Annotated in this window: 14 protein-coding genes and 1 tRNA gene; 9 read left to right on the plus strand and 6 right to left on the minus strand. The window is 72.9% G+C overall.

Going from position 1 to position 19,143, the window contains the following annotated elements; translation table 11 throughout:
* Window positions 1-8 precede the first annotated feature (8 nt).
* On the plus strand, window positions 9-689 hold the full coding sequence (locus ACH41F_RS21525; RefSeq protein WP_398836960.1) for a hypothetical protein: 681 nt from the start codon (window positions 9-11) through the stop codon (window positions 687-689).
* A gap of 256 nt (window positions 690-945) precedes the next feature.
* Here ACH41F_RS21525 and ACH41F_RS21530 read toward each other — a convergent pair whose 3' ends face one another.
* From ACH41F_RS21530 to ACH41F_RS21540, 3 genes are all read right to left on the minus strand, one after another.
* Complete coding sequence (locus tag ACH41F_RS21530; RefSeq protein ID WP_391233559.1) at window positions 946-1,911, minus strand: DUF5926 family protein; 966 nt, start codon at window positions 1,909-1,911, stop codon at window positions 946-948.
* A 445-nt stretch (window positions 1,912-2,356) separates the two neighbouring features.
* Window positions 2,357-2,995, minus strand: coding sequence for an ATP-binding protein (locus tag ACH41F_RS21535; protein ID WP_391233560.1), 639 nt, complete (start codon window positions 2,993-2,995; stop codon window positions 2,357-2,359).
* 152 nt (window positions 2,996-3,147) lie between these two features.
* Entirely contained in the window at window positions 3,148-3,957 is an 810-nt protein-coding gene (locus tag ACH41F_RS21540; RefSeq protein WP_398836962.1) for a glycerophosphodiester phosphodiesterase, read from the minus strand.
* A gap of 282 nt (window positions 3,958-4,239) precedes the next feature.
* On the opposite strand from ACH41F_RS21540, the gene ACH41F_RS21545 reads away from it, so the two are divergent.
* A complete protein-coding gene (locus tag ACH41F_RS21545; protein WP_391233562.1) occupies window positions 4,240-5,763 on the plus strand; it encodes a trypsin-like peptidase domain-containing protein in 1,524 nt (507 codons plus the stop codon).
* A gap of 85 nt (window positions 5,764-5,848) precedes the next feature.
* Window positions 5,849-5,933, plus strand: a tRNA-Ser gene (locus ACH41F_RS21550).
* 118 nt (window positions 5,934-6,051) lie between these two features.
* On the opposite strand, the gene ACH41F_RS21555 is transcribed toward ACH41F_RS21550, so the two are convergent.
* Together ACH41F_RS21555 and ACH41F_RS21560 are read right to left on the minus strand one after the other, a co-directional pair.
* On the minus strand, window positions 6,052-6,510 hold the full coding sequence (locus ACH41F_RS21555; protein ID WP_398836964.1) for a hypothetical protein: 459 nt from the start codon (window positions 6,508-6,510) through the stop codon (window positions 6,052-6,054).
* Between the two features lie 73 nt (window positions 6,511-6,583).
* Window positions 6,584-7,453 carry a bifunctional DNA primase/polymerase gene (locus ACH41F_RS21560; protein ID WP_391233564.1) on the minus strand — a complete coding sequence of 290 codons (870 nt, stop codon included), beginning with the start codon at window positions 7,451-7,453 and terminating at the stop codon, window positions 6,584-6,586.
* A gap of 356 nt (window positions 7,454-7,809) precedes the next feature.
* On the opposite strand from ACH41F_RS21560, the gene ACH41F_RS21565 reads away from it, so the two are divergent.
* From ACH41F_RS21565 to ACH41F_RS21590, 6 genes are all read left to right on the plus strand, one after another.
* Window positions 7,810-8,124, plus strand: coding sequence for a hypothetical protein (locus ACH41F_RS21565; RefSeq protein WP_391233565.1), 315 nt, complete (start codon window positions 7,810-7,812; stop codon window positions 8,122-8,124).
* Between the two features lie 390 nt (window positions 8,125-8,514).
* On the plus strand, window positions 8,515-9,624 hold the full coding sequence (locus tag ACH41F_RS21570) for an OB-fold domain-containing protein (protein WP_398836965.1): 1,110 nt from the start codon (window positions 8,515-8,517) through the stop codon (window positions 9,622-9,624).
* Window positions 9,611-10,024 (plus strand): MaoC/PaaZ C-terminal domain-containing protein, encoded by a 414-nt coding sequence (locus ACH41F_RS21575; RefSeq protein WP_391233567.1) that lies wholly within the window; start codon window positions 9,611-9,613, stop codon window positions 10,022-10,024. Before ACH41F_RS21570 ends, ACH41F_RS21575 begins: the two co-directional genes overlap by 14 nt.
* Window positions 10,021-11,187, plus strand: coding sequence for a lipid-transfer protein (locus ACH41F_RS21580; RefSeq protein WP_391233568.1), 1,167 nt, complete (start codon window positions 10,021-10,023; stop codon window positions 11,185-11,187). Before ACH41F_RS21575 ends, ACH41F_RS21580 begins: the two co-directional genes overlap by 4 nt.
* A 542-nt stretch (window positions 11,188-11,729) precedes the next feature.
* Window positions 11,730-12,296 (plus strand): SigE family RNA polymerase sigma factor, encoded by a 567-nt coding sequence (locus tag ACH41F_RS21585; protein WP_391233569.1) that lies wholly within the window; start codon window positions 11,730-11,732, stop codon window positions 12,294-12,296.
* Window positions 12,297-12,553: 257 nt separating this feature from the next.
* Window positions 12,554-14,230, plus strand: coding sequence for a long-chain-fatty-acid--CoA ligase (locus ACH41F_RS21590; protein WP_391233570.1), 1,677 nt, complete (start codon window positions 12,554-12,556; stop codon window positions 14,228-14,230).
* Between the two features lie 82 nt (window positions 14,231-14,312).
* Here the strand turns inward: ACH41F_RS21590 and ACH41F_RS21595 are convergent, their stop codons facing one another.
* Window positions 14,313-18,962: a PAS domain-containing protein gene (locus ACH41F_RS21595; RefSeq protein ID WP_398836969.1), complete on the minus strand. Its 4,650-nt coding sequence runs from the start codon at window positions 18,960-18,962 to the stop codon at window positions 14,313-14,315.
* Window positions 18,963-19,143: the final 181 nt, after the last annotated feature.

The following is a 19,143-nucleotide window of genomic DNA, read 5'->3' on the forward strand; positions in this document are numbered from 1 at the left end:
CCCCTTTCATGAACCTTCGTCTGCTCGCCCTCGCGGGCGTCGTGGCATGCGCCGTCGTGCTTCCTCTGGCCGTGGCGTCCGCGGGGCAGGTCGGCGAGGGCGGACACGCGGCCGCGCCCGACGAGAGCGCCGTACGGGGAGAGTCGGCCGCACGTGACGGATCCGCGGCCCGCGCGGAGGCCGCCGCGGGTGACGGCGCGGTCGCAAAGGACGGGTCTGTCTCGGAGGACGGGTCTGTCTCGGAGGGCGGGGCGGCGCGTGCCGATGACAAGGCCGGCGGTCCGGACGGTGCTCCGTGGCCGCTCGGCCCCGGTCTGGCCACGTCCGCCCGCTGCGGCCCCGAACTCACCTCCCCCGAGGGCATCGAGGCGCAGACATGCGTGCTGACGCAGGGCGAGGACACCTGGGCGCGCACCTACTACCGCAACGTCACCGGAGACGCGCTGGACGCCGTCCTCAGCCTCATGGGACCCGCCGGGCGGACCGTGCAGATGCGCTGTGCCGTGGGCGGGGACGACGAGCCGGGGACCTGCGAGACGCCCAGGGAGCGCAGCCAGGGCGAGCCGGACACGTACACGGCGGTCGCGGAGTTCGCGCGGCGCGGCGGTCAGGGGCCGCTCCTGCTGCGCTCCGGAAGCAACACCGCGAGCGATGTCGCGAGCAACTCGGGTTCACCTACCGGCAGTTGACGCCCGGCGGCGTTCCGTAAACGGAATCGGACACGCAAAGACCCGGTTGCTGGCGACGGGGGATGCACCAGCAACCGGGCTACTGGAACGGTAACAAGAGATCGGCTGTTCGCAAATTCGATCTCACTCCGCCATCGGCTTTCCGGACACCGACTCACCTGTAACTGACGGGAGTTGTGAACCGGCCCCTGCGTCCCCCGGGCCCCGGGAACCGCTGACCGACCGGTCAGCAGCTCCCGGGTGTCGAACCTGTGTGTCAGCTGAGCGTGACCTGCCGGTTGGTCAGCCCGCCCCGCGCGCGCCGCTCGTCCGCGGTGAGCGGAGCGTCCGAGGCCAGCGCCGCGGTGAGCCGCTCGGCGAACTCGGCCGCGGGCTTCTCCACGTCCTCCGCGGTGACCCCGCTCGGCAGGTCCCAGACCGGCACGGTGAGTCCGTGCGCACGGAAGGAACCCACGAGCCGGGTGCCCTCGCCGAGGCCCGACTTTCCGGCCGCGTGCAACCGCGCGAGCGCGTCCAGAAGCTGCTCCTCGGGATGGGGCATGACCCACCGCAGGTGGTTCTTGTCCGGCGTCTCGCACCAGTAGGCGGCGTCCACGCCCTGGAGCTTGGCGGTCGGGATGGCCGCGGCGTTGGCCCGCTCCAGGGAGGCGGTCACCTCCGGTGTGGCGTTCTCCGCGTCCGGCACCCAGAACTCGAAGCCCGCGTGCACGACTGGCTCGAACGCGCCTTCGGGGTCGAGCAGGTCCTGGAGACGCGGGCCCTCGGCCGGTGCACGGCGGCCCTGGACCGGGGTGCCCGGCTCGGCCTCCAGCGCGCGCCGGAGGGTGTCGGCGAGGTCGCGGCTGATGTCGCCGGACGCCGTGTCGTTCTGCAGGCCGAGCAGGACCGAGCCGTCGTCGCGGCGCAGGGCCGGCCAGGCCATCGGCAGCACGGTGGCCAGCGAGACCGAGGGGACGCCCTCGGGCAGGCCGCCCTTGAGGGTCAGTTCGACGGTGGCGGCCGGCACCAGCTCGCGCAGGGCCACCCAGTCGCCCTCGCCCGGCAGCCCCTCGAAGGGGCGCTGCACCAGCTCGGTCACCGCGTGCGCGGCGGCCCGGCCGTGGCAGGCCTTGTAGCGGCGGCCGCTGCCGCAGGGGCAGGGCTCGCGGGCACCGACGACCGGGATCTCACCGTCCGTGATCTGAGGGCGCCTGGCCTTCGTCTGGGGTCGCTTCTTGGCCATCGTGAGGTCTCCCGGTTACGGCTGGTCTCGTACGGCGGGAGCCTAGCCGTTCAGGCGATGGCCGACGGAAGGCTGTGGACAACGTGCCGGTCGGCTGAGCGGGGTTGGGGTGTCCGCCGGGGTGGGGGTTGGGGGCGGGGTCGGGGGTGCCTGCGGGGTCGGGTGCCCGCGGGGTCGGGGTCGGGGTCGGCTGAGCGGGTCGCGGGAACCCGCGGGGTCGGGGTCGTGGTCGGCGCCCGGCTCAGTGGGCCTCGGGTGTTCGCCAGGGGTGCCCGCCCTGGCCGGGGTCGGCTGAGCGGGTCGTGGGTGCCCGCGGGATCGGGATCGGGTCGGGGTCGGCTGCGTGTGCCGGCGTCCCGGCGGGCCTCGGGATCGGCTTGGCCCGCCGGGGCGGCTGAGCGGGGTCGGGGTTTGCCCCGCGGTCCTGGGGCGTCCGACCGGGCCGTCAGTCCAGGTCGGTGAACGCGTCCGCGAAGTCCAGGTCCGCGATCGCCGAGACCGACGGGGCCGTCACGCGCGTGGCGAAGTCGTCGCGCCGGTGACCGGCGTCCGGGTCGTGGACGTCGTCGTGCACGACCACCCACACCGTGACCTCGCCGCAGGCGTCGTCCCGGACGCCCCAGTCGTCGGAGAGCGCGGTGATGATGTTCAGCCCGCGGCCGCCGTGCGCGGTGACCGAGGGCGTGGCCGGAGCAGGGCGGGTGGGCCCACCGCCGTCCGTCACCTCGACCGTGAGTCTGCCGCCGGTGTCCACGCGCCAGGCGGCCCGGACATCCCCGTCCCCGGCCAGGGCGTCGCCCAGTGGCCGGCCGTGCTTGCACGCATTGCTCAAGAGTTCGGAAAGAATCAGTACGGCGTCGTCGATGACCGTCTCCGACACACCACCCCTGCGCAGTTGAGAACGCATCCGGTGTCGTGCTTCGCCCACGCCCGCAGGGCCATGGGGTACGGCCATGCTCGACGACGTGGGCACCTCCTGTGCCACCACCAACGCCACCCCCGAGACCTCCTTTGCCCCACGCCACGGTGTGGATGCCCCATTGGCCTGTACCGGAAACCGGCCAATCAAGGTCCGCTGACGCATTCGTCACGATCGAATACGGTCCGAACGCGCCGGAGCACTCCCTGTCATCATGTGGCCGGAATTCGCCGTCATGGCCGATGGGGAGAATGCGGGTGCCCGGGGGGCGGGGTCAAGATGTCGTCACAGGTCTTTACCAGTCGGTGCCGTTCTGGCTATCGCCCCAGCTGGCGCAGGACCGCGCGCGGCCGGTTGGTGATGATCGCGTCGATGCCGAGCCCGACGCAGAGAGCCACGTCCTCCGGCTCGTTCACCGTCCAGACGTGCACCTGGTGACCGGCTCGTTTCAACCGCTCGATGTACGCCGGGTGATTGCGCACGATCCGGATCGAGGGCCCCGCGACGTGGACCCCCGCCGGAAGCCGACCGTCCCTCAGCCGGGGCGAGACGAACTGCATCAGGTAGACCGTGGGCAGCGCCGGCGACGCGGCACGCACGCGTTGCAGCGAGCGGGCCGAGAAGCTCATGATCCGCACCGGGGAGTCGGCGGCCGTGGCGGGCGCGTCCAGTCCGAACCGCTTGAGCAGGACCAGCAGGCGTTCCTCCACCTGGCCCGCCCACCGCGTGGGGTGCTTGGTCTCGATGGCCAGTTCCACCCGCCGCCCCGCGTCGGCGACGAGTTCGAGGAGCCGCTCCAGGGTCAGTACGGAGGTGGCCTCGCGGTCCTCGGGACGGTGCTCCCAGTCGGGCTCCTCGTCCCGGCTCATCCAGGAGCCGAAGTCCAGCGCGGCCAGATCGGCCAGCTCCAGGGCGGAGACCGCCCCGCGCCCGTTGGACGTACGGTTGACGCGTCGGTCGTGGACACAGACGAGATGGCCGTCGGCGGTCAGGCGCACATCGCACTCTAGGGCGTCGGCGCCGTCCTCGATCGCCTTCCTGTACGCGGCCAAGGTGTGCTCAGGGGCCTCTTCGGAGGCTCCGCGGTGGGCGACGACCTGAATGCTGGGCTGTCGTGCGTGGGTCACCGCGTCATGGTGCCACCGCACCGGGGTACGCGTCGCACGAGGGCGTCGACACGGCGCCATATGCGACAGCCGTCGAGATGCGCCCTTTTTGTCTAACAGGTCCCATATAAAGAATGGCCGTGGACCCACAGCCACCGCTTATGGTGCTCTGACGGCCTGTGGGAAAAGCTGACGGCATACAAAAGCACATGCACAGCTGCATCGCGCCGGACCGTCGGCAAGCGTGAACGAGCGTGACCGAGTGCGACCGAGGACAACAGCCGTGGATCGAGGAGACAAGCTGTGAGCACCGAGAACGAGGGCACTGCGGTACCCCCGGCCCCGTCCGCACCTCCCGTGCCGGTGGATTCCCCCGCAGCCTCCCCGCAGACCACCGCGCCCGGCAGTGGCGCCCCGACGACCCCGCTCCCCGCGACGCCCCCGAGCGCCCCCGGCGCACCGGAGCAGGACCTGGTCCACGCGGGCCAGGCACCGGCGTACGCGTCGGCGGGCGCGGGCGCTCCGCAGGGCGGCGGTGCGGCGGGTGCGAGCGGCGCACCGGGACAGCCGGCCCAGCCGGGCCACCAGCACCCGGACGCCTCCTGGCCGCCCCCGCCCCCCGCCACCCCGACGTACGCCGACAGCGGCTCGGGCGGCGCGGGCGCCGGCGGCTGGGGCGCCACCTACCCGTCCCCCGCGCCGAAGTCCGGCCGTGGCCGCGGCGGTCTGATGGCGGCGGTCCTGATCGCCGCCCTGGTCGCGGGCGGCCTGGGCGGCGGCCTCGGCTACGCGCTGGCCAAGAACGACGACAACGGCTCGTCCACCACCGTCTCCGCCTCCGACAGCGGCGGCTCCGTCAAGCGTGACGCCGGCACCGTCGCGGGCGTGGCCCAGCGGGCGCTGCCGAGCACCGTCACCATCCAGGCCGAGTCCAGCAGCGGCGAGGGCGGCACGGGCACCGGGTTCGTCTTCGACACCCAGGGGCACATCGTCACCAACAACCACGTGGTGGCCGACGCGGTGGACGGCGGCAAGCTGACCGCCACGTTCCCGACCGGCAAGAAGTACGACGCCGAGGTCGTGGGCCACGCCCAGGGCTACGACGTGGCGGTGATCAAGCTCAAGAACGCGCCGGGCGACCTGAAGCCACTGCCGCTGGGCGACTCCGACAAGGTCGCGGTGGGCGACTCGACGATCGCCATCGGCGCCCCCTTCGGGCTGTCGAACACGGTGACGACGGGCATCATCAGCGCGAAGAACCGCCCGGTGGCCTCCAGTGACGGCAGCGGTTCGAACGCGTCGTACATGAGCGCCCTCCAGACGGACGCCTCGATCAACCCGGGCAACTCCGGAGGCCCCCTCCTCGACGCCCGGGGCAATGTGATCGGCATCAACTCCGCGATCCAGTCCACCAGCAGCGGCGGCCTGGGCGGCACCAGCCAGTCCGGTTCCATCGGCCTCGGCTTCGCCATCCCGATCAACCAGGCCAAGTACGTCGCCCAGCAGCTGATCAAGACCGGCAAGCCGGTGTACGCCAAGATCGGCGCGTCGGTGTCCTTGGAGGAGTCCACGGGCGGCGCCAAGATCACCGAGCAGGGCGCCAGTGGCTCGGACGCGGTGGAGGCGGGCGGCCCGGCGGCCAAGGCCGGCCTGAAGCCCGGCGACGTCATCACCAAGCTCGACGACAGGGTCATCGACTCCGGCCCGACCCTCATCGGCGAGATCTGGACCCACCAGCCCGGCGACAAGGTCCAGATCACCTATGAGCGCGACGGCAAGACCAACACCGTCGAACTCACCCTGGCCTCCCGGGAGGGCGACAGCTGACACCACGCGCGCGTGCCGGGACGGCAGTCCATGATCATGAACGCGGCCGGTAGGCTGTACCCCGCTCCACCCCGGGTGGCGCGAAGGTGGGTTGCCCGAGCGGCCTAAGGGAACGGTCTTGAAAACCGTCGTGGCGCGAGTCACCGTGGGTTCAAATCCCACACCCACCGCGTGTGTTGACGGCCCCCTGACCAGGTAATCGGTCGGGGGGCCGTCGTGCTGCGTGCCTCGGTCGGGAGTCGGCCCCGGTCGGGAGCCGGGGCCCGGGGATGGCTCGGGGAAACGGGTCTACAGCTCGTAGTCGCGGGCCAGTTCGTCCCACCTCACGTCCCGCAGCCCCGCTTCCGCGTCGCAGCCCGAGGGGAGCCGGGGGGTGGGTTGGAACCAGATCACCGTGAGGGCCGACCGGTACAGGACCGGGTCGTGGGACGGGTCGAGGGCCGTCGATCGGAACGTGCCGACGCAGGCCACGGAGGGCAGCAGCTCCACCGGTCCGAGCGCCCCCGCGTACTGGTCCGGGTACTCCCGCGCGGGCGGGACCAGATGGACCGGCGTATGCGGGGACGTCTGTTCGGCCGTGCGCAGCACATCCTTGATGCGGGTCTCGTTGAGCGGCTTGCAGGGGTAGGCCTCAGGCGTTCCTCCGTACGTCGAGGAGAGCCGCAGATCGCAGAGGTCGACGCTGCGGCCCGAGGCCAACAGGACGCGGGCCAGCGACATCGTCGGCGCTGTGGGGCGGTGGTGCATCGAGCTCCCTGGATCTCACGGCCGACGCCGTTGGTGCCTTGCCGCGTCCCGCGTGTGCTGCCGCGGGAGCGTTCTACGGTCGGTGCCCGGTCATCCGTGCCGCCGACGCGATCGTCGCGCGGGCCTCACGTTCGGTCAGTCCGGTGTTGAGGGCCGCGTCGACGAGGGGGTCGACCAGGGCGGGGCCGATGCCGTCCTCGTAGGCGCGGCAGGCGGCCCAGAACAGGCGGGTGTTGCGCTGCCCCTCGTGCGCGGCGAGGACGAACTGGACCAGCCCCTGGCCGTGGTCGCCGACCGACGGGGGCGTGGGGTGCTGGGTGCTGCGGGGCGGCGGGAGCAGCAGGCGGAGCAGGGCGGGCGGGCAGGCCGCGGGTGCCAGGTGGGCCGTACCGGGGGCTGTCGCGTACACGCCGTGGTCGGTGCGGGAGCCGGGTCCGACCAGGTAGCCGCCGGCGCCGCGGATGTCGATGCCGGGGGCGAGGCGGCCGGCCGAGTTGGGGACGACGACGTCGGGCGGGCCGCTCAGCCAGAGGTGGCGGCCGCCGCTGGGGGTCAGGACGACGACCGTGGCGGGGATCGTGAACAGGTGGCGCAGGGCCAGTTCGCGCAGGGCGGCCGAGGAGTCCGTACCGGACTTGGTGTCGAGATCGATGCCGATGAGGTGGTGGGGCGACAGACCGCAGGCGATGCCGTAGCCCGTCGCCCAGGGGGCCGCGGCGAAGAGTTCGCGGATGCGGGCGGGGTCGGTGGCGGCGTCGTACACCCCGTGGCCGAAGCGGCCGCACTCGCCGTGGCAGGGCGGCGCCTCGGGGTCGTCGCGATGGGGGGAGCGCAGGGCCGGGAGCTTGGAGCGGGACAGGGGGATGACGGCCAGACCGCGTTCGGCGGCTGACAGTGCGTGGGCTAGGGCCAGCGTCGTGGCCTGCCGGTCTGTGGTGGCCATGGCTCTATGCTCGTACACCTGTTCGAAAAAGGGAAGCGTATTCGGGGGCGACTCGCCAGGCGGTGCGGGTTGGCCGGAAAACTGCCGGAACGCTTCGCCTCTTGCGGCGCTTGGGCAGGTTCGGCCCGTGCCGCCCCGACCCGATGCTCAACGTCGTGAAAGGGGTTTATCGACTTGTCCTCACGCTTCAGGGGGAATGGTCGGTTCCGGGCTGGTTCGCCGGGGATTCGGTGGGCAACTCTGATCTCGCGACGTCGTGAACGACTCCGAGGCGGTCGGCCAACTGCCTTGGAAACAGCACCACTTGACGTACTTGACGTACTTCCGGCTGGAAGGCCGGGTTCTGGAGGAACAACATGGCAAGCATCCGTACCGCCCGCGTCATCGCCGCCGTCTCCGCCCTCCCGCTCGCCGCCGCACTCTTCACCGGCGTCGCGACGGCGGACAACGGCGGCTTCGCGGACGACGGATCGAACGCGGGTGTCGCGAGCATCGTCGGCAGCGGAGTCGGTGGCACCAACAACGGCAACTCCTCGACCACACAGCAGAACGCGGTCGGCTCCGGTGCCTCGAACCAGAGCAACACCGCACAGGTCAACGGCTCCGCGTTCACGGCCATCAACCAGGGGAACGACAACACGGCCGTCTACTTCACCCCCCTGTGGTGGTGACCTAGGGGGCCTGTGCACGGCGGTTCCGGCCGCCCGGCACCGGCCCCGGGCTCCGAGGGTGTGTGTTCCGTGGGGTGCGGTACGTCTGCGCGGCGGTGCTTCGGCATCGCCGCGTAGGCGTTGGGGGGTGAGGGGGCTGCCCGGGGGCTGCTCGGGGGGTGCGGCGCCGGGGCCGGTTGGGGTGTCGGTGGCGGGGGGCGGGGTCGGTGGGTCGGGGGCCGCGGTTGAGGGGGGTCGGGCGGTGGGCGTCCGCCTTGACAGTGCACGCGATCTGACGGACAGTCAGAAATCTTCGTGGAGCCGGTGGGAACCTCGGCGCTGGCAGCGGTGTACCAGAAGTGTCATGACGAGACGGGCGGGGCGAACGGGCTACGAGACGAGGGGGAGGCCATGACCGACGAACTGGAGCAGCGGGACCGACTGGAGCCGCGACTTAAGGCGTACGAGGGCCGGGCTGCCGCCGTCGCCGGCACCGGCAAGGACCCGGTCAACGCGCCCATGATCCGGCACTGGTGCGAGGCCATGGGCGACACCAACCCGGCCTACGTCGGCCCCAACGCCATCGCCCCGCCCACCATGCTCCAGGCCTGGACGATGGGCGGCCTCTCCGGCCATACGGGACGCTCGTCGGCCTACGACGAACTCCTCACCCTTCTCGACGAGGCCGGCTGCACCTCGGTCGTCGCCACCGACTGCGAGCAGGAGTACGTCCGTCCCCTGCGCCCCGGCGACGAGATCACCTTCGACGCGGTGATCGAGTCGGTGTCCTCCCGCAAGACGACCAAGCTCGGCACCGGGTACTTCGTCACCTCCCGTATGGACATCCGCGTCGGCCCCGAACTCGTGGGCACCCACCGCTTCCGCATCCTCAAATACGCGCCCAGCCGTCCGCAGGGGCGGGGCCAGTCGGAACGGCCAGGCCCATCAGGCCAGTTGAATCGAGCGGATCAGCGAGGTCAGTCGGATCGCCCAGGTCGGCCCGAGCGGTTCGAGCAGCCGGGTCGGACGGACGGGCAGGGGCAGCCGGGGCCGTCAGGAGAGGCCTCCCGCCGCCCCCGCCCGGTCATCAACCGCGACAACGCCGGCTTCTGGGAAGGCGTCCGCTCCCACCGTCTCCTCATCCAGCGCTGCACCGCCTGCCGCACCCTGCGCCACCCCTGGCTCCCGGGCTGCAACACCTGCGGGCACCCCGAGTGGGACACCGTCGAGGCGAGTGGCACCGGCACGGTCCACTCCTACGTCGTCATGCACCACCCGCCCTTCCCCGCCTTCGACCCCCCGTACGCGGTCGGCCTGATAGAGCTCACGGAAGGGGTGCGGCTGATCAGCAACGTGATCGGGGTGCCCTACGACAAGGTGCGGATCGGCATGCCGGTGCGGCTCGAATTCGAGGAGTACGACGACGAGTTGGTGCTCCCGGTCTTCCGGGCCGAGGAGGGCGTGCCCGGGGAGAGCGGGACCCTGGGCGCCCGGGAGGAGGCCTCCCATGCAGGTCGGTGAGCAGCTCCCGTCGCTGGAGATCCCGATCACCCGCACCCTGATCGTCGCCGGTGCCCTCGCCTCCCGCGACTACCAGGACGTCCACCACGACGCGGAACTGGCCCGGCAGAAGGGCTCCCCCGACATCTTCATGAACATCCTGACCACCAACGGCCTGGTGGGCCGCTACATCACGGACCACTTCGGCCCGACAGCCGTGCTCCGCCGCGTCGCCATCCGCCTGGGAGCCCCCAACTACCCCGGAGACACCATGGTGTTGAGAGGCGAGGTCGAGATGGTCGAAGGCGACACGGCGACCGTCCGCGTGGTCGGGGAGAACGGCGTCGGCCGACATGTCACCGGCACGGTCGTGGTCACCCTCCCGGAGACCACCGGCGCCGCGCAGGGAGGCCCGGCATGAGCGTGCGCACGCGGGACACCCTCGGCGGGCGGGCGGCGATCGTCGGTGTCGGGGCCACCGAGTTCTCCAAGGACTCGGGGCGCAGCGAGCTGACGCTGGCCGTGGAGGCGGTGCGGGCGGCGCTGGACGACGCGGGGCTGACGCCGGGTGACGTGGACGGGATGGTGACGTTCACGATGGACACCAACCCGGAGATCACCGTGGCCCAGGCCTGCGGGATGGGCGAGCTGTCCTTCTTCGCCCGTGTCCACTACGGCGGCGGCGCGGCCTGTGCGACGGTCCAGCAGGCGGCGTTGGCCGTGGCGACCGGCGTGGCCGAGGTGGTGGTCTGCTACCGCGCCTTCAACGAGCGCTCGGGGCGCCGCTTCGGCTCCGGGGTGCAGCACCGGGAGCCCTCCGCGGAGGGGGTGGCGCTCGGCTGGTCGCTGCCGTTCGGTCTGCTCACCCCGGCCTCCTGGGTGGCGATGGCGGCCCAGCGCTATCTGCACACCCACGGCCTGACCCCGGAGGCGTTCGGGCAGGTGGCCGTCACCGCCCGCAGACACGCGGCGACCAACCCGGCGGCGTACTTCCACGGGCGTCCGATCACTCTCGCCGACCATGCCGCCTCGCGCTGGATCGTCGAACCGCTCCGACTCCTGGACTGCTGCCAGGAGACGGACGGCGCCCAGGCCCTGGTCGTCACATCGGTCGAGCGGGCCCGAGACCTGCCGAACCCGCCGGCGGTCGTGGCCGCGGCGGCGCAGGGAGCGGGCCGCGCCCAGGAACAGATGACCAGCTTCTACCGCGACGACCTCACCGGACTGCCCGAGATGGGCGTCGTGGCCCGCCAGCTGTGGCGCACCTCGGGGCTCGCTCCGGCCGACATCGACGTGGGGATCCTCTACGACCACTTCACCCCGTTCGTCCTGATGCAGCTGGAGGAGTTCGGGTTCTGCGGAAGGGGGGAGGCGGCGGACTTCGTGGCCGAGGACCGGCTGCCGCTCAACACCCACGGCGGGCAGTTGGGAGAGGCGTATCTGCATGGGATGAACGGCATCGCGGAGGGGGTGCGCCAGATCAGGGGGACGGCGGTGAACCCCATACCCGACGCGCACCGCGTCCTGGTGACGGCGGGAACGGGGGTACCCACCTCGGGACTACTGCTCTCGACAGACGGCTGAGCCCCGGACCCCGGTCCCTGCCCCCTCGGGGGTGCCCGGCCCCAGCCCTCTCGGGGGTGCCCGGCCGCGGCTCCGGTGATCGGGGAGGGGCGGCACGCCGGTCACGGTCCCGGGCGATTGCGGAGGGGCGGCACCCTTGTCATGGCCCCGGCCGATCGGGCAGGGGCGGCACACCGGTCACGGTCCCGGGCGATCGCGGAGGGGCGGCACCCCGATCATGGTTCCGGCCGATCGGGTAGGGCTGCACGCCGGTCACAGCCCAGGTCTGCGCGAGACAGCCGGGCCCCGGCACGGGCCCCGGCCCCCGGTACGGGTCCCCGGCCCCCGGTACGGGTCCCCGCCCCCTCCGGGACAGCCGCGCCCCCCGCACCGGCTCTGGCTGCGGGGAGTGCCCGCCCCTCAGGGGTCATCCCGCAGTACCGCGGGGCTCGCGCTCCACCCTCAGGAGGTGTAGCCACCCCCACCCCTACAACCTGAGGCGGACTCGTCTTCGGGACCTGCGGCCGATCCGCCGCGGGTGTCCTCGCTCCTAGCGTGGAGCCATGACCACACCCGTCTGCACGAGCGTTTCGGACGCCGCAGTACCGGCGAGGCGGCCCCGCCCGCACGTGACGTATCCCTCGTTCTCGTCGTACGTGAAGGCCCGCCAGCCGGTGCTGCTGCGTACCGCACGGTCGTTGACGGCGAACCCGTGCGACGCCGAGGACCTGTTGCAGACCGCGCTCACCAAGACGTACGTGGCCTGGGAGCGGATCGAGGACCACCGGGCGCTGGACGGGTATGTGCGCCGGGCGCTGCTGAACACGCGGACCTCGCAGTGGCGCAAGCGCAAGGTGGACGAGTTCGCGACGGACGAGATCCCGGAGCCCGAGCCGGTACCCGGTCGGGACGACCCCGCCGAGCAGCAGGCGCTGCATGACGCGATGTGGCGGGCGATCATGAAGTTGCCGGCCCGGCAGCGGGCGATGGTCGTCCTCAGGTATTACGAGGACCTCAGCGAGGTGCAGACGGCCGAGGTGCTCGGGGTGTCGGTGGGCACCGTGAAGTCGGCGGTGTCGCGGGCGCTCGGGAAGCTCCGCGAGGACCCCGAGTTGGGGCTCGTACGCTGACGGCGGTCCTACGGCCGGTGGCTCAGGCCCTTCCCGTCCCGCCTGCCGTGCGTACAGGGGCGAACGACGCGAATGTGACGAACTGACCTCACCTCACCTCACCTCACCTGGCCCGGCCTCACATGCCTAGGCCGCGAGTCCGGCCGACCGCGGAGGGTGACGGTGCACCCGCCGTGATGTGATCGATCACCGCCCCCTAGTGACATACCGCGCGGTATGTGAGCAGAATCAGCGCAACCCTTACCACCGCGTAGGCAATGTCGCCCCGGGAGGACGCCGTGCTGAGCACGATGCAGGACGTACCGCTGCTGATCTCGAGGATCCTGGCCCACGGGTCCAGCATCCACGGCACATCGCAGGTGACCACCTGGACCGGTGAGAGCGAGCCGCACCGGCGTTCCTTCGCCGACATCGGCACGCGCGCGGCCCAGCTGGCGCACGCGCTGCGCGAGGACCTCGCGGTCACGGACGACGAGCGCGTGGCGACCCTGATGTGGAACAACGCCGAGCACGTCGAGGCCTACTTCGCGATCCCGTCCATGGGCGCGGTCCTGCACACCCTCAACCTCCGGCTCCCGGCCGAACAGCTGGCGTGGATCGTGCAGCACGCGGCCGACCGCGTCGTGATCGCCAACGGCTCGCTGCTGCCGCTGCTCGCCCCGCTGCTCCCGCATCTGAAGACGGTCGAGCATGTGGTGGTGTCGGGGCCGGGCGACCGTTCCGGGCTCGCGGGCGCGGACGTCCAGGTGCACGAGTACGAGGACCTGATCGCCGGCAAGCCGACCACGTACGACTGGCCGGAGCTGGACGAACGGCAGGCCGCCGCCATGTGCTACACCTCCGGCACGACGGGCGACCCCAAGGGCGTGGTGTACAGCCATCGTTCGATCTACCTGCACTCCATGCAGGTCAACATGGCGCAGTCGATGGGTCTGACCGACGAGGACACCTCGCTGGTGGTGGTGCCGCAGTTCCACGTCAACGCCTGGGGTCTGCCGCACGCGACGTTCATGACCGGCGTCAACATGCTGATGCCGGACCGGTTCCTCCAGCCCGCGCCCCTCGCCGAGATGATCGAGCGGGAGAGGCCGACCCATGCGGCCGCCGTCCCGACCATCTGGCAGGGACTGCTCGCCGAGCTGACCGCCAAGCCGCGCGACGTCTCCTCCCTCACCCAGGTCACGATCGGCGGCTCCGCCTGTCCGCCCTCCCTCATGGAGGCCTTCGACAAGCTGGGCATGCGGGTCTGTCACGCCTGGGGCATGACGGAGACCTCGCCGCTCGGCACCATCGCCCGCCCGCCGGCCCATGTGGTGGGCACCGAGGCGGAGTTCGGCTACCGCCTCACCCAGGGACGCTTCCCGGCCGGCGTCGAGGCCCGCCTCACCGGTCCCGGCGGCGAGCGCCTGCCCTGGGACGGCGAGTCCGCGGGCGAGCTGGAGGTCCGCGGCCCTTGGATCGCCGGTGCCTACTACAACGGCCCCGACGCCGAACCGCTGCGCCCCGCCGACAAGTTCAGCGAGGACGGCTGGCTGAAGACCGGCGACGTCGGCACCATCTCCGCCGACGGTTTCCTCACCCTCACCGACCGCGCCAAGGACGTCATCAAGTCCGGCGGCGAGTGGATCTCCTCGGTGGAGCTGGAGAACGCCCTCATGTCCCACCCCGACGTCACCGAGGCCGCCGTCGTCGCCGTCCCCGACGACAAGTGGGGCGAGCGCCCGTTGGCCACGGTCGTCCTCCGCGAGGGCTCCACCGCCGACTTCGAGTCCCTGCGTGCCTTCCTCGCCCAGGAGGGCCACATCGCCAAGTGGCAGCTCCCGGAGCGCTGGACGCTCATCGAGGCGGTGCCGAAGACGAGCGTGGGCAAGTTCGACAAGAAGGTGCTGCGCAAGCAGTACGCCGAGGGCGCGCTGGACGTCACCAAGCTCTGACACCCACCAGATGCCGGGCAGGGAGCCACCCCCTACCCGGCATCACCGCCCCACAGGCGGGTGCCTCAGGCACCGCCAACCCTCAGTTGGTCCCGATCCGCGCCAGCAGATCCACGATCCGGGCCTGCACCTCGGCGCTCGTCGACCGTTCGGCGAGGAAGAGAACCGTCTCGCCGGACGCCAGCCGGGGCAGGTCCGCCTGGTCGACGGCGGCGGTGTACACGACGAGCGGGGTGCGGTTGAGCTGCCCGTTCGCCCGCAGCCAGTCCACGATGCCGGCCTGCCGCCGGTGCACCTGGAGCAGGTCCATCACGACCAGGTTCGGCCGGAACTGCCCCGCCAGCGCCACCGCGTCCGCGTCACTCGCGGCCCGCGCCACCTGCATCCCGCGCCGCTCCAGCGTTGCCGTCAGCGCCAGCGCGATCTCCGCGTGCTCCTCGATCAGCAGCACCCGCGGCGGGTGCTGCTCGCTGTCCCGCGGCGCGAGGGCCTTCAGCAGGACGGCCGGGTCGGCACCGTAGGCCGCCTCACGCGTCGCCTGTCCGAGCCCCGCGGTCACCATCACCGGCACGGAGGCCGCGACCGCCGCCTGCCGCAGCGACTGGAGCGCGGTCCGGGTGATCGGCCCGGTCAGCGGGTCCACGAACAGCGCGGCCGGGAACGCCGCGATCTGCGCGTCGACCTCCTCGCGCGAGTGCACGATGACGGGCCGGTAGCCGCGGTCGCTGAGCGCCTGCTGGGTGGTGACGTCCGGCGCCGGCCACACCAGCAGCCGCCGCGGGTTGTCCAGCGGCTCCGGGGGCAGCTCGTCGTCCATGGGCTGCGGACGCGGGGTGTCGGCGACCTCGACGGCCCCACCGGGACCGTCCAGCGGCTCGGGACCCTCGGCGGCGTTCTCGTCCGGTGCGCCTATGGCGTACGACCGTCCGGTGCCCTCGGTCATCTGCGCGAGCCGGGACTGCCCGGCCAGGGAGGGCTGCTGCTGCGCGGCGGACTGCTCCGCCGTCGGATGCGGGCGCCCGGCGGCCGGGTCGGGCGGCGTGCCGAGCTTGCGGCGGCGACCGGAACCGCCCGGCTGGTGCGGCGCGGGCGTCCCCGTCGGCTGCGGTTGAGGCTGCTGCACCTGGGCCGCCTGCCGGGTGAACGGCACGCCCTGCCCCAGCGTCCGCACGCTGATGGCCCGGCCCTGCGTGGAGTTCGGGTCGACGTGCGCCGCCGCCTCCGCGGGCAACGGCTGTGCCGCCCGGGCCTGCGCGACCGCCTCGGCGGGCAGCGGAGTGCCGGGCGCGGGCGTGCCGGCGGGCTGCGGCGCGGTCGGCGGTACGACGCCGGCCGCACCGGTCGGCGTCACGGCGGGGTCGTCGGCGGGCCACGGCCCGGGGCCCTGAGCGGCGGCCTCGGCGGGCAGCGGGAGCGGCTGCCCCGCGGGGGCCTGCACGGGCGGCACGGTCTGACCGGTGGCGTGCTGCGGGGCGGCCTGCGCGGGCACCTGCTGCGCGGTCTGCTGCGCCGGGACCCCCTGCGCGGGCGTCGCACCGGCCTCCGCCGGCGGAGTCACGGCCCGCCGGCGCCTGCCAGTGGGCGCGGTCGTGGGATGCGGCTGCGGAGGGGTGTGGTCCCCGGACTGATCGAGCGGTACGGCGTCATGCCGCCCGTCCTCGACGAGCCCCGCGGCGGACACGGCCTGCCCCGGGACGTCGTGCACGGCCACCTGAGCGCCGGGGGCCTGAGCGTGGGCACCGGGGGCCTGGGAGAGGTGCGGGGCCGATGGATTCTCCGGGGCTTGCGGGACCTGCGCGGGTACGGCGACGGCACCGGGCGCCTGCCCGGGAAGCCCGCTCTGCACAGGAAGCTGCGCGGGGACCCCGACCTGGGCACCGGGCCCCTGAGCGGGTACGGCGACCTGCCCGGGGACACCGGGAGCACCGGGGACACCGGGAACCCCCGGGGCACCGGGAACACCCGGGACACCGCCCTGCGCCGGTACCTGTCCGGGCGCAGGGGCTTGCCCGGGCACGGCGACCTGCCCCGGAGCACCGGGAACCCCCGGGGCACCACCCTGCGCCGGTACCTGCCCAGGCACAGCGGCCACACCCGGCACACCACCCTGCCCCGGCACAGCAGCTACACCCGGGACGCCACCCTGCCCATGCACCTGCCCAGCCACACCGGCCGCCTGCCCGGCCACAACCCCGGGCTGTCCCGCCGTAACTCCCGGCTGTCCGGCCACAACCCCCGGCTGCCCGGCGACCGCAGACTGCCCCGCGCCCCCCGAACCCGCCGGACCCACCGCCGGACCCACCGGACCCCCACCCTCGCCCCGGTCCGCATCCGCGTCCGCGGGCGGGAGGGCGAAGACCGCGCGGGGGGCGGCCTCCTGTGCGGCGGCCCGCTCGTTGGCGGCGGCCAGGGCGCGGCGCCGGCGTCCGGTCGGCTGGGCCGCGCCGTTCTCCGCGCCGGGCTCGGCGGACGCGACCGCGGGCAACGCCGGCGGCAACGCATGCTGCTCACCCGAGCCCGAGCCGGAGCCCGCGCCCGCGCCCCCGCCCGGACCCTGACCGCCACCGGCGTCCGGCAGAGCCCGGTGTCCTCCCGCGGGCACGGGCACGCCCTGCGGCGGCACCGTCCCGCCCAGTCCACTCCCCGCCGCAGCGGTGCCCGCCGCATGCTCGGCGGCGGTGACGACCGCACCCTCGGCGACCCCGGCGACCCCGGCGACACCGCCGGCCCCCTCCGCAGGCCTCCCCCGCCGACGCCCGGTCCCACCGGACCCCGACCCGGCCCCGGACTCCGCACCGCCCGCCGCAGGAAGGGCAGGCGCCTCCCCCGTACGCCTCCTGCGACGCCCGGTGGGCTCACCGTCGGTCCCGTCGGTCCCGTCGGCGACGTCGGCCCCGTCGGCGGCACCGCCGTCGACGCCGGTGTCGGCACCGGGCACCCCCGGCCCCTCGCTCTCCAGGAACGCGTCGACGGAGGACCGCCGCGCCCGCCGCCGCCCGCCGCCCTCGGCCCCGCCCTCGGCTCCCGGGGCGGCCTCGAGCGCGGCCGGAGCAGCCGCCGCGACGGCCCCCGCGCCACCGCCGATGGGCACTTCGAGGACGTAGGCGTTCCCGCTCATCCCCGGCACTTCATGTGTCTGGAGCACGCCTCCGTGGGCGCGCACGATCCCGCGCACGATCGGCTCGTGCACCGGGTCGCCCCCGGCGTACGGCCCGCGTACCTCGATGCGTACGACCTCGCCGCGCTGCGCCGCCGCCACGACGACGGTGTTGTCGAGGTAACCGCCCGCGGAGACGGGCGAGTTGCCGGTCGCGTCGACGCCGGCGACGTCCGCGACGAGGTGTGCGAGGGCGCGGGCCAGCAGCGGCGGGTCGACCTCGGCCTCGATGGGCGGCGCGTGCACGGCGAACTGCACCCGCCCGGGCCCGATGAGCTCCACCGCCCCGTCGACACCGGCGGCGACGACGGCGTCGAGCATCACCTTCGTCCGCGTGATGGTGTCGGTGCCCGCGTCGAGCCGCTGGTAGGCGAGGACGTTGTCGATGAGCTGGGTGATCCGCGAGTACCCGGCGGACAGGTGGTGCAGCACCTGGTTGGCCTCGGGCCACAGCTGGCCGGCGTCGTCCGCGGCGAGCTTGGCCAGTTCGTGGCGCAGCTCGTCGAGCGGGCCGCGCAGCGAGGCGCCGAGCAGGGTGAGGAGCTGCTCGTGCCGCCCGGCGAGGGCTTCGTAGCGGTCCTTCTCGCGCTCCCCGAGGGAGGCGTACCGCTCCTCACCGGCGGCGAGTTCCTCCTCGTGCTGTTCCTGGAGTTCCTCGACCTCGGTGACGTGCTTCTGGCGCAGGGCGGTCAGCTCGGAGGCGTGCTCCTCGGCGAGCCGCTCCAGCTCCTGCGCGTGCCGCTGCTCGGCGGCTTCCTTCTCCTCGGCGAGCTGGTCGTAGGACCGCCGGTCGGTGAAGGTCATGACGGCGCCGACGAGCTGGTCGCCGTCGCGTACGGGCGCGGTCGTCAGGTCGACGGAGACCTTCTCGCCCTTCTTCGACCACACGACCTGCCCGCGCACCCGGTGCTTGCGCCCGGAGCGCAGGGTGTCGGCGAGCGGGGACTCCTCGTACGGGAACGGGGTGCCGTCCGCGCGTGAGTGCAGCATCAGCGTGTGGAGCTCGCGGCCGCCGAGGTCGCTGGCCCGGTAGCCGAGTATCTGTGCGGCGGCGGGGTTGACGAGCACGATCCGGCCGTCGGTGTCGGTGCCCACCACGCCCTCGGAGGCGGCCCGCAGGATCATCTCGGTCTGCCGCTGCGAGCGCGCGAGCTCCGCCTCGGTGTCGACGGTCCCGGTGAGGTCGCGCACGACGAGCATCAGCAGCTCGTCGCCGCCGTAGCCGTAGCCGTCGTAGGCCTGCTGGCCGTTCTCGAGGTTGGCGCTGGTGACCTCGACGGGGAACTCGGCCCCGTCGGTCCGGCGCGCGACCATCCGCGTGGGCTTCGTCCGCCCCACCGGGTCCATGTGGTCCGGCCGTCGCATGGAGCCGGGGATCAGCTTGGAGTCGAACTCGGGCAGCAGATCGAGCAGCCCGCGCCCGACCAGAGCCGTCCCCGGCGCCTCGAAGGCCTCGAGGGCGATGGTGTTGGCGTTCACGACGGTTCCGTTGGCGTTGACCAGGACCAACGCGTCGGGCAGCGCGTCGAGTATGGCTGCGAGGCGAGCAGCGCCTCGGGATGGCCTGCTGCTCACGAGACGCTTCCTCCCTGTTACCGCACCTTGCCGACCACTCGGGCCATCTTGCCAACCGGCCCGCGACGTGTCACGCGAGGGAGTCTAAGGGCAGCGGTTGTGCCGGGGGCGCCGGATGAGAGGGAGGTCGCACGACGAAGTGACGTAGAACGTGTGACCGCGGGTGCGACCACCCGCACAC

Source organism: Streptomyces sp. NPDC020489 (genome assembly GCF_044386545.1).
Classification (GTDB): Bacteria; Actinomycetota; Actinomycetes; order Streptomycetales; family Streptomycetaceae; genus Streptomyces.

Excerpts from the sequence above, each read along its gene's own strand:
- ACH41F_RS21560 (WP_391233564.1), bottom strand. The coding sequence starts at position 7,453 with ATGGCCACCACAGACCGGCAGGCCACGACGCTGGCCCTAGCCCACGCA.
- ACH41F_RS21535 (WP_391233560.1), bottom strand. The coding sequence starts at position 2,995 with ATGCGTCAGCGGACCTTGATTGGCCGGTTTCCGGTACAGGCCAATGGG.
- ACH41F_RS21580 (WP_391233568.1), top strand. The coding sequence starts at position 10,021 with ATGAGCGTGCGCACGCGGGACACCCTCGGCGGGCGGGCGGCGATCGTC.
- ACH41F_RS21575 (WP_391233567.1), top strand. The coding sequence starts at position 9,611 with ATGCAGGTCGGTGAGCAGCTCCCGTCGCTGGAGATCCCGATCACCCGC.
- ACH41F_RS21570 (WP_398836965.1), top strand. The coding sequence starts at position 8,515 with ATGACCGACGAACTGGAGCAGCGGGACCGACTGGAGCCGCGACTTAAG.
- ACH41F_RS21585 (WP_391233569.1), top strand. The coding sequence starts at position 11,730 with ATGACCACACCCGTCTGCACGAGCGTTTCGGACGCCGCAGTACCGGCG.
- ACH41F_RS21590 (WP_391233570.1), top strand. The coding sequence starts at position 12,554 with ATGTCGCCCCGGGAGGACGCCGTGCTGAGCACGATGCAGGACGTACCG.
- ACH41F_RS21555 (WP_398836964.1), bottom strand. The coding sequence starts at position 6,510 with ATGCACCACCGCCCCACAGCGCCGACGATGTCGCTGGCCCGCGTCCTG.
- ACH41F_RS21565 (WP_391233565.1), top strand. The coding sequence starts at position 7,810 with ATGGCAAGCATCCGTACCGCCCGCGTCATCGCCGCCGTCTCCGCCCTC.
- ACH41F_RS21525 (WP_398836960.1), top strand. The coding sequence starts at position 9 with ATGAACCTTCGTCTGCTCGCCCTCGCGGGCGTCGTGGCATGCGCCGTC.
- ACH41F_RS21530 (WP_391233559.1), bottom strand. The coding sequence starts at position 1,911 with ATGGCCAAGAAGCGACCCCAGACGAAGGCCAGGCGCCCTCAGATCACG.